Annotated in this window: 9 protein-coding genes; all 9 read right to left on the minus strand. The window is 55.2% G+C overall.

Annotated features, from left to right (window positions below; all coding sequences use genetic code 11):
- Positions 1 to 233: 233 nt before the first annotated feature.
- Positions 234 to 710, minus strand: a complete 477-nt coding sequence (locus ACW7G0_RS14020; RefSeq protein WP_456990589.1) for a hypothetical protein — start codon at positions 708 to 710, stop codon at positions 234 to 236.
- Positions 711 to 883: 173 nt separating this feature from the next.
- A complete protein-coding gene (locus ACW7G0_RS14025) occupies positions 884 to 1,327 on the minus strand; it encodes a DUF2846 domain-containing protein (RefSeq protein WP_456990591.1) in 444 nt (147 codons plus the stop codon).
- A 589-nt stretch (positions 1,328 to 1,916) separates the two neighbouring features.
- The gene (locus ACW7G0_RS14030; RefSeq protein ID WP_456990593.1) at positions 1,917 to 2,414 is read right to left on the minus strand and encodes a hypothetical protein; all 498 of its coding nucleotides are present in this window, start codon (positions 2,412 to 2,414) and stop codon (positions 1,917 to 1,919) included.
- A 131-nt stretch (positions 2,415 to 2,545) separates the two neighbouring features.
- The gene (locus ACW7G0_RS14035) at positions 2,546 to 3,118 is read right to left on the minus strand and encodes a hypothetical protein (protein WP_456990595.1); all 573 of its coding nucleotides are present in this window, start codon (positions 3,116 to 3,118) and stop codon (positions 2,546 to 2,548) included.
- 116 nt (positions 3,119 to 3,234) lie between these two features.
- Complete coding sequence (locus ACW7G0_RS14040; protein ID WP_456990597.1) at positions 3,235 to 3,591, minus strand: cell envelope integrity protein TolA; 357 nt, start codon at positions 3,589 to 3,591, stop codon at positions 3,235 to 3,237.
- A 107-nt stretch (positions 3,592 to 3,698) separates the two neighbouring features.
- Complete coding sequence (locus ACW7G0_RS14045; protein ID WP_456990599.1) at positions 3,699 to 4,097, minus strand: VOC family protein; 399 nt, start codon at positions 4,095 to 4,097, stop codon at positions 3,699 to 3,701.
- A gap of 111 nt (positions 4,098 to 4,208) precedes the next feature.
- A complete protein-coding gene (locus tag ACW7G0_RS14050) occupies positions 4,209 to 4,643 on the minus strand; it encodes a hypothetical protein (RefSeq protein ID WP_456990601.1) in 435 nt (144 codons plus the stop codon).
- A 60-nt stretch (positions 4,644 to 4,703) separates the two neighbouring features.
- A complete protein-coding gene (locus ACW7G0_RS14055) occupies positions 4,704 to 5,147 on the minus strand; it encodes a hypothetical protein (protein ID WP_456990603.1) in 444 nt (147 codons plus the stop codon).
- 112 nt (positions 5,148 to 5,259) lie between these two features.
- On the minus strand, positions 5,260 to 5,496 hold the full coding sequence (locus ACW7G0_RS14060) for a hypothetical protein (RefSeq protein ID WP_456990605.1): 237 nt from the start codon (positions 5,494 to 5,496) through the stop codon (positions 5,260 to 5,262).
- Between the last annotated feature and the right edge of the window lie 2,623 nt (positions 5,497 to 8,119).

Raw genomic sequence — 8,119 nt, forward strand, 5'->3', positions numbered from 1 at the left:
GCACCTCCCTCGATTTCCACGAACTCCATTTGCAAGCTTTGCATGCGGCCTAACGCCTGAGTTAAGCCGACCTGCGTAGCGTAGCCGACAACATGGCAAGCTTAACCTGCCATGTTGTTCGTGGAGCGAAGCAGGTTCGGCTTGAACGAATTGTTAGGCCCCATTGTACTGATGCCACAGTCGCTGCCTAACAGCGCGAGCAACCTTGACGTATGGCCTGGCGCCTGCAGTTGTCACGACGCGGACTTTGAAGAACTTGATGCGTAGCCAAGCAACGTAGCGATTTTTGTGGAACAAAAACTTGTCTGGGTCATCCAGCAATAGAAAAAAGTCGTCTGGATAGAAGGCGTGGCCCTCTTTCCCGCCGTAAGTTCCATTGGGAGCTTGGAACAGAGGCTCGCAACGCGCGCATCTCTGTATGGCTGAAGAAAAACAATGCCTTTTACAAGCGGAAGCACCCAACAATGGTTCGTCACCGTTACAGGCCGCGGCCCAACATTGGCAAAAGAGAGGACAAACACAGCCCTATCAAGGATGTCTGGATTGGAAGAGGGCAGCAACCCGAGTGTTAGTGCCGCTTTAAGGTTAACCCGTCGATCACGAACGGACAGCCAAAGTGCCAAGCCAGTGATGAGGATGGTGCCAATTGCAGCAAGCCAGTTGGCGAAGCTGTTGACGCATTCCCATGTTGTGCAGGATTCAATGGCCATCGATGATCTGTCTCATGGGGCCTAACGCCTGAGTTAAGCCGACCTGCGTAGCGGAGCCAACAACATGGCAAGCTTTTCCTGCCATGTTGTTGGTGTAGCGAAGTAGGTTCGGCTTGAACGAATTGTTAGGCGTCACCGGCGTTGCAACCGCACAGCCGGTGACGCATACATAGCTATTTTGCCAAGCGTGACTCAAGCACGTTCTTCTTCCCCTCTTCTTCGGAAACGACCTCTAGGCCCGCGCCACCGACGAAGACTCCTAGCTTTATGTACTGCCTAATGAAGTAGTTGATACCACCTTTGACGTCGAGAGTGAGAGCGTTATCGCTGAACTCTGACTCGGTGGAGAGTACGTGTTGGCCGGGCGCGACTTCTTTGTAAAAATAGACCTTATTCGCGCTCTCACCAAGGAATTCGCCGTCTACATACACGTTCTTTTTTAGGGCTTGTCCCGCGAGACTGTTCCTGTAAATGTAGAGTGCCGCTTTGTCGGGTGGAGGAGCAGCAAACGTTTTGAGGGCAGCATCTTGCGTTGCAGGAGCCATCGGGACGGATGCGCAACCGGATGCGAACAGAACTGCAATGACAGACGCGCTGAAGAGCAATTTCTTGAACATGAGAATCCCCTTGTGTGTACGTGGAACAGCTGTGGTGTGACGCCTAACGCCTGAGTTAAGCCGACTTGCGCAGTGGAGGCAACGGCGTGGCAAGCTTTTTCTGCCACGACGGTGCTGTAACGAAGCAGGTTCGGCTTGGACGACTTGTTAGGCCGCGGCTGCACTATGCAACCGAGAACGGCCCTGAAGGTCGTGGGGGCCATAGCGAAGTGTACTGTCCACCGGAAACTGAGCGATACGCCACCGCAACAACACCTAGTAGGTTGAGCTGATGCAAGACTGGCCGGACAAGGCTGAAAGTTGCCTCTGGAGTGTCAGTCAGCACGAAGATGTTTGACTCACCGGAGCCTATATCGTGACCGTCAACCTCAGCGGACTCTCCCAGCGCCTCAATTAACTGCTCCTCGAGCGCGACGAGTGCGTCGTAGTCACCGATCGTGTTGCCTTGGAGTTGAATGACTAGCTGACAGCGCATGTTGAGCGGCCTAACGCCTGAGTTAAGCCGACCTGCGTAGCGTAGCCGACAACGTGGCAAGCTTTACCTGCCATGTTGTTGGTGTAGCGAAGTAGGTTCGGCTTGAACGAATTGTTAGGCGGCGCCTTGCGGCCCTTCCGCCGAATTTTTACGCACAAACGAAAAAACTAGGACAAGAGCCGAAAGCGAGATTGAGTAAAACCCGCATCCGGTCCTGCCCGCGTACGAGAACGTTAGCAGACCGACCATGCCCACCGTCCAGACGAGCACAAGGAAGCTAACTTTTGGCTTCTGCGGCATATCTTCCACTGCGCCCTGAATCCGCTGTATGTGCACTCGAGCGCATACCAATGCGAGAGCGACAGCGAGAACCGCAGCCATGGCAAAAATTGCCGCTTGGAAGTGAGCGGACAACCCAAAGTTGTTCGCAAGTTGAAGTAGCAGGTATTCGGCGCCCAGAAGTAGGACAAGAAGCTTGAGCGGTGCAAGCAGCGCAAGGCACGCTTGCAGCCAAACAAGAGACGCAGCTTCCCAAGCGGCAAGGCTCTTGTCATGGCCCTGCGCCCGGTGGCCGAGGTACGCAAACCGAAACACCCAATGCAAGTAAGTCATAGATACCCAGTGATGCTCCAGCGCCGCCTAACGCCTGAGTTAAGCCGAACCGCGTAGTGGAGCCAAAGGCGTGGCAAGCTTTTCCTGCCATGCCTTTGGTGTAACGAAGCGGTTTCGGCTTGAACGAATTGTTAGGGGTCACCCGCCAGACCCTGCTTAAGGAAATCAGAGTTGCCGGAAGCCACCTCTAGCATGATCTGCAGCATGATCACCGGCCCTGGAACAACATGCTCTTCCAGAATCTCTTGACCATCATAGTCCGGGTTTGTTGGCATCTCCACGTTTAACAACCACCATGTTTCTATCTTGCGAATCAGCGCAACAAGCTCCGGAAAGACTTGTACGTGACTGGACGGCAGGCTGCCAAACACGAGACCTTGAAGATTGTGGGCTAAATCGTTACGAGCCTTCTCAACTCTGTCGAAGGATTCGATATCAGACGTATCAAGCACGTCATGTTCTTGGAGCCAGCTCAGGGATGCGTAAAGGCGACTGCCGTTTCTGGACAAAACCTCAGATTGATACTTCGGGCTTACGAGGTCTCCGGACACATCGAATCCAAAACAGTAGAAGTCACGTATTCGATCGCAGATCGATTGCTTGAGAATTTCGAACGCGGCGATGTACAACGAAGCCGACACCAACCGCTCTCGAGTGATCTCAGGGCTAAGGAGCTCTTCCCACATACGCACGTGATCACTCATGTGAGCCCTAACGCCTGAGTTAAGCCGACTTTCGTAGCGTAGCCGACAACGTGGCAAGCTTTACCTGCCACGTTGTTGGTGTAGCGAAGCAGGTTCGGCTTGAACGAATTGTTAGCTCACGGTGCAACCCGAAAGCGCATTACTACGCCCTGTTGCGTGATAGACGGATCCGGCGGTGCCGGAAAAGGCTGCGCCAGGAGCACTGCCCTTTCTAGTGAGTCCCTGAGCACGAAATCTTGGGCGCAAGCGTCATCCAGCACCTTGAGTTCCATTACGTCACCATTGGGAGCCACGCGCACCCAAGTGCGGCAGGACGAAGCGGTAGGCACGTAGTTTAGCGGCCAATGCCACCGTGCCTTGACCGCGGCACCTACCGTAGCTGCCCATTCCTGTATTGACGCAGGTGATGCAGCCGAGGCCGCAGTCGAGAGCGCTGCTGTTGCGAAAAGGACACCCAACCCGATGTGGTTCATGAGCTAACGCCTAAGTTAAGCCGAGACGCGTAGTGGAGGAAAGCACATGGCAAGCTTTACCTGCCATGTGCTTTGCGGAACGAAGCGGCTTCGGCTTGAACGCATTGTTAGGCCGCGCTCTCGACAATGCCCGCAAGATCTTGACCATAGGAAACCTCGAGAGTATGTCCGTCAGGGTCGCGAATGAGTGCCCAGTACCCGACAGGTGGCTCCATCTGCTCCGCCTCACGCGCAAGACAGTTGTTCTGAACTGCAAGTTTGCAAAGGCGGTCAACTTCCGCCCGGGATGAAACGCCAACCCCCAAATGAGCCATAGGTAGGAGCGGATGGATCTCGCCTGATGTTTCGATGAGAACGACTGCAAATGGCCTTGTCCGGTCGCTAACCCAAACCACGCCAGGTCGGCTATGTACGACATGCATGTTTGCGAATTCTTCGTAGAACGCAACACTCTCATCAAGCGAGCGAACTGGAAGTGCTATGTGGGTGAGCCCGAGATCTGTCATGTGCGGCCTAACGCCTGAGTTAAGCCGACTTGCGTAGTGGAGCCAAAGCCATGGCAAGCTCTTTCTGCCATGGCTTTGGTGTAACGAAGCAAGTTCGGCTTGAACGAATTGTTAGGCCGCATTGCTGCGTACTTCCACCAGCCGGATGCCAGCCTCGCTGGTGAGTATGTCATGGAGGTCGCTGTCCAGCTTTGCCAGCGCGGAGCCAGCGTCCAGTCTCTTGACCAAGCGCTGCCAGAGAGAAAGCTCCGCCTCCGAGAAGCAATGCCAGACGATGCTTTCTTTAGGTGGCGGTGGGTCGCCTGGCCGGGCGGTGTCGTAGTCAACAGAGCTGCCGCAGCCGACCCACAACGCAAATTGCTCGTCAGAGCACATGAGACAGCGGCCCCAATCCTCGGCAACGATGCACTCAATGTTGTGACCGCGCTGCTCCAGTTGCCTTCTGAGCCACGTGGCAAGTTGTCGCCCGTACATACGAGGATTGATCTCCTCGTCCTCGCCGGGCTCAACGTCAAATAAGTTTGAGGTGAAGCGATAACCGGTCATGCGGCCTAACGCCTGAGTTAAGCCGAACCGCGTAGTGGAGGCAAAGGCATGGCAGGCTTTCTATGCCATGCCTTTGCCGGAACGAAGCGGTTTCGGCTTGAACGAATTGTTAGGCGCACGACCGATGAGCTTGAGAGCAGCGCGCCTTACTGCGGATGTGGTGTGGATTGTTGCAAGAAGAGTGTACAGCCATGCTTTCTGCCAGCGCCGCCGGATCACGAAAACGTGCAGATGCAAATTATCGCGTTTTCTGACAAAGCCGCCGCTGTGAATTATGACGAAGGAGTGGGCGTTACCCGTGACTTTGGCAGAAAGCTCATGTGCTTCAGACACGAAGAAGCTCATGACTGAGAGGTCGATGCTGGGATGATCCGGATCGGTGGGCTCATGGCAAAGCACGAAGCAATACTTGCACAAAGGCATTGCGTAAGACACGAGGCAACACTCCCTCTCCAGGTAGCCCGGTGGGGTGGTGACGTTTCTGTGCCTGACGAGAATGTTCAAGAGTGCGCCTAACGCCTGAGTTAAGCCGACCTGCGTAGCGGAGCCGGCAACATGGCAAGCTTAACCTGCCATGTTGTTGGTGTAGCGAAGTAGGTTCGGCTTGAACGACTTGTTAGGCCGCTGGCGCACGGTGTCCCTGCATTGACCCAGAGCGCCAGCCAAGGAGGCGCGCAGGTAGAAAGAGAATACCCTGCAAGAGTGCGAACAACGCAGAGAATGTGATGCCTACCAAGCGGAATGGGAGGGCAAGAAGCCAGACAATTGGCCAGAGGATCAAAGCCAGTAGGGCGAGTGGCCAGCAAAGAACAAAGAGGATGCACCATGCAACCAAGGCAATGAGCGCCTTCATGTCTGGTCTCCTTGCGACCTGGACGGGAGGGGTTACGTTGCACCCCGGTGGAGCCATAGGCAACCGGAATGCGACCAACCAGCCGAAATGCTCGATAAAGCTGTCAATACGGCGACGAAAGTCTGTCTTGCGGCCTAACGCCTGAATTAAGCCGAGCCGCGAAGCGGGTTCGGCTTGAATGAATTGTTAGGCGGCTACTCTTGTGCCGGGCAATTTGCCGAGGTAGGTAAGCAGAGCGGACACCAGGATTGCTAGTAGAAGGAATGGGGCAGCGAGGGTCTCTCCGGCTCGTTCACCGGCGGCGCTAGCATTCTCTGGATCGAGGGCGCCTGCGAACATGCCTGCGAAGAACAGCGACACAAGCCAGAAAACGCACACCCACACAAATCCCCACGCAATTAGCTTGCCGACGCTGCGCCCTGATGTGGGTTGCGTTGGACCGACCTGCAATGCTCCGCATAGCGGACATGCCGGCGCTGTCTCGTGGATCTCTTTGCCGCAACCCCTACAAAAAACCATCCCCATGGTTGTTCCCCTTTAGTTGATGAACGACAGAGCTAGTCTAGCCGCCTAACGCCTGAATTAAGCCGACCCGCGAAGCGGGTTCGGCTTGAATGAATTGTTAGGCGGCTACTCTTGTACCGGGCAATTTGCCGAGGTAGGTAAGCAGAGCGGACACCAGGATTGCTAGTAGAAGGAATGGGGCGGCGAGGGCCTCTCCGGCACGTTCACCGACGGCGCTAGCATTCTCTGGATCGAGGGCGCCTGCGAACATGCCTGCGAAGAACAACGACACAAGCCAGAAAACGCACACCCACACAAATCCCCATGCAATTAGCTTGCCGACGCTGCGCCCTGATGTGGGTTGCGTTGGACCGACCTGCAATGCTCCGCATAGCGGACATGCCGGCGCCGTCTCGTGGATCTCTTTGCCGCAACCCCTACAAAAAACCATCCCCATGGTTGTTCCCCTTTAGTTGATGAACGACAGAGATAGTCTAGCCGCCTAACGCCTGAGTTAAGCCGAACTGCGTAGTGGAGCCAAAGGCATGGCAAGCTTTTCCTGCCATGCCTTTGGTGTAACGAAGCAGTTTCGGCTTGAACGAATTGTTAGGGGGCGCCTCACTGATTGCACGTGCCCCTAGGCTCATGTGCTTCGAACGTGGTAGGCGGGTGTTGGGTAGCCAGATCAATCAAGCTTACCTCACACCCTTCAGCAGGGCTGCCAGTGTGCTTGTACGTGTAGTGATGGCCGGGGAGCGGCGTGAAGCTGACCAGCAACTTGCAGTATTTGGCTAGCGTCTCCGGGCCGCTCGGACTAGTTCGAATGCCTGCGTTTATTCTTTGGACTGACAGTACATAGATGGATTTGTTCGCATGCAGCGAAACTTCTTTGGAACTGTCGGGACTTTGGAACCACGCAAGGTCTGATCCTGGTGGAGTGCAAATGGCGTCTTCAAAGGCTGCAAAGACCTCAAATCCAACGCCCGACGATTGTATCGTTAGGTGTGCAGCGTCTTGACCGGGTAATGGCTCCCGATAAGGGCTTTGATTGCACCCGGACAAGAAAAGAATGCATGCCAACGTAGATACTCTCATAAGCCCCCTAACGCCTGAATTAAGCCGACCCGCGAAGCGGGTTCGGCTTGAATGAATTGTTAGGCCCCGGTCTGATGGAGCCAGCCAGAAGTACCAAGCCCAACAGCCCGACCAAGGGCATGAGTGTAGCCATGTAGATATGCCAAGGAAGAGCGAACGAAGCAGCAATAGCAGCGCCCGTCCCAAGTGCAAGGAAAGCTGGTACGAAGGACTTGACCCAGCGTGATGCGTGGAAGAAGCGTGGCCCGAGCCAGAGGCGAGCGCATGCGCCGATAAGCCCAGCAAGACCGCACAGGCCCAATGCCATAAGGATAGGCTCCCTAGGGCCGAATGCTGCAGCAAGAACTGACAATGGCCCAAGCAGCACGCATGCAACGATCAAGACGGCCGCCAGAGCGCCGCGAGTAGTTCTGTGATCTACGAAGCTGGCGAGTTTGCTCAACAAGGGGCCTAACGCCTGAATTAAGCCGACCCGCGAAGCGGGTTCGGCTTGAATGAATTGTTAGGTGCACCGACGCTGCTTGAGCGCCGCACCTAAAGCACAAGAAAGAAGACACCCAGTGAATATAGGGGGCAAGTACAGAAGGTCGCCCAGCAGCGTGGGACCATAGATTGCGCTTACGTGCTCGTAGCGAGAAAAACCAGACATGCCAAGCAATGCCAAAAACATGGCCACACTAATTCCGGCCCCCAACAAGGCTCCGCTGACCAGGGGTTTGCGGTGTGATAGGTAGCCGAAGATTAGGCCAGGTAGTAGCCACCAGAGGTGGCTGGTAGTGAGAAGTACGAACTGCTTAAGCGCTTGCGCATTGGCGGTAGGGCCCACAAAAACGCCGTTAGAGTCAGAGGGGAATAGCCAAGGCCCGACGAACTCTGAGACGTAAAAGAGCCACGCCCCTAGCCCAACACACATCAACAATTGCAGAGAAATTTTCATTGTGCACCTAACGCCTGAGTTAAGCCGATCCGCGAAGCGGCTTCGGCTTGAACGAATTGTTAGGCGCGCAGTAGCGAACAGCAGACC

The sequence above is a fragment of the Lysobacter sp. A286 genome (assembly GCF_054052105.1).

Coding starts and splice junctions, on each gene's coding strand:
- ACW7G0_RS14020 (WP_456990589.1), bottom strand. CDS start 710: ATGGCCATTGAATCCTGCACAACATGGGAATGCGTCAACAGCTTCGCC.
- ACW7G0_RS14025 (WP_456990591.1), bottom strand. CDS start 1,327: ATGTTCAAGAAATTGCTCTTCAGCGCGTCTGTCATTGCAGTTCTGTTC.
- ACW7G0_RS14030 (WP_456990593.1), bottom strand. CDS start 2,414: ATGACTTACTTGCATTGGGTGTTTCGGTTTGCGTACCTCGGCCACCGG.
- ACW7G0_RS14035 (WP_456990595.1), bottom strand. CDS start 3,118: ATGAGTGATCACGTGCGTATGTGGGAAGAGCTCCTTAGCCCTGAGATC.
- ACW7G0_RS14040 (WP_456990597.1), bottom strand. CDS start 3,591: ATGAACCACATCGGGTTGGGTGTCCTTTTCGCAACAGCAGCGCTCTCG.
- ACW7G0_RS14045 (WP_456990599.1), bottom strand. CDS start 4,097: ATGACAGATCTCGGGCTCACCCACATAGCACTTCCAGTTCGCTCGCTT.
- ACW7G0_RS14050 (WP_456990601.1), bottom strand. CDS start 4,643: ATGACCGGTTATCGCTTCACCTCAAACTTATTTGACGTTGAGCCCGGC.
- ACW7G0_RS14060 (WP_456990605.1), bottom strand. CDS start 5,496: ATGAAGGCGCTCATTGCCTTGGTTGCATGGTGCATCCTCTTTGTTCTT.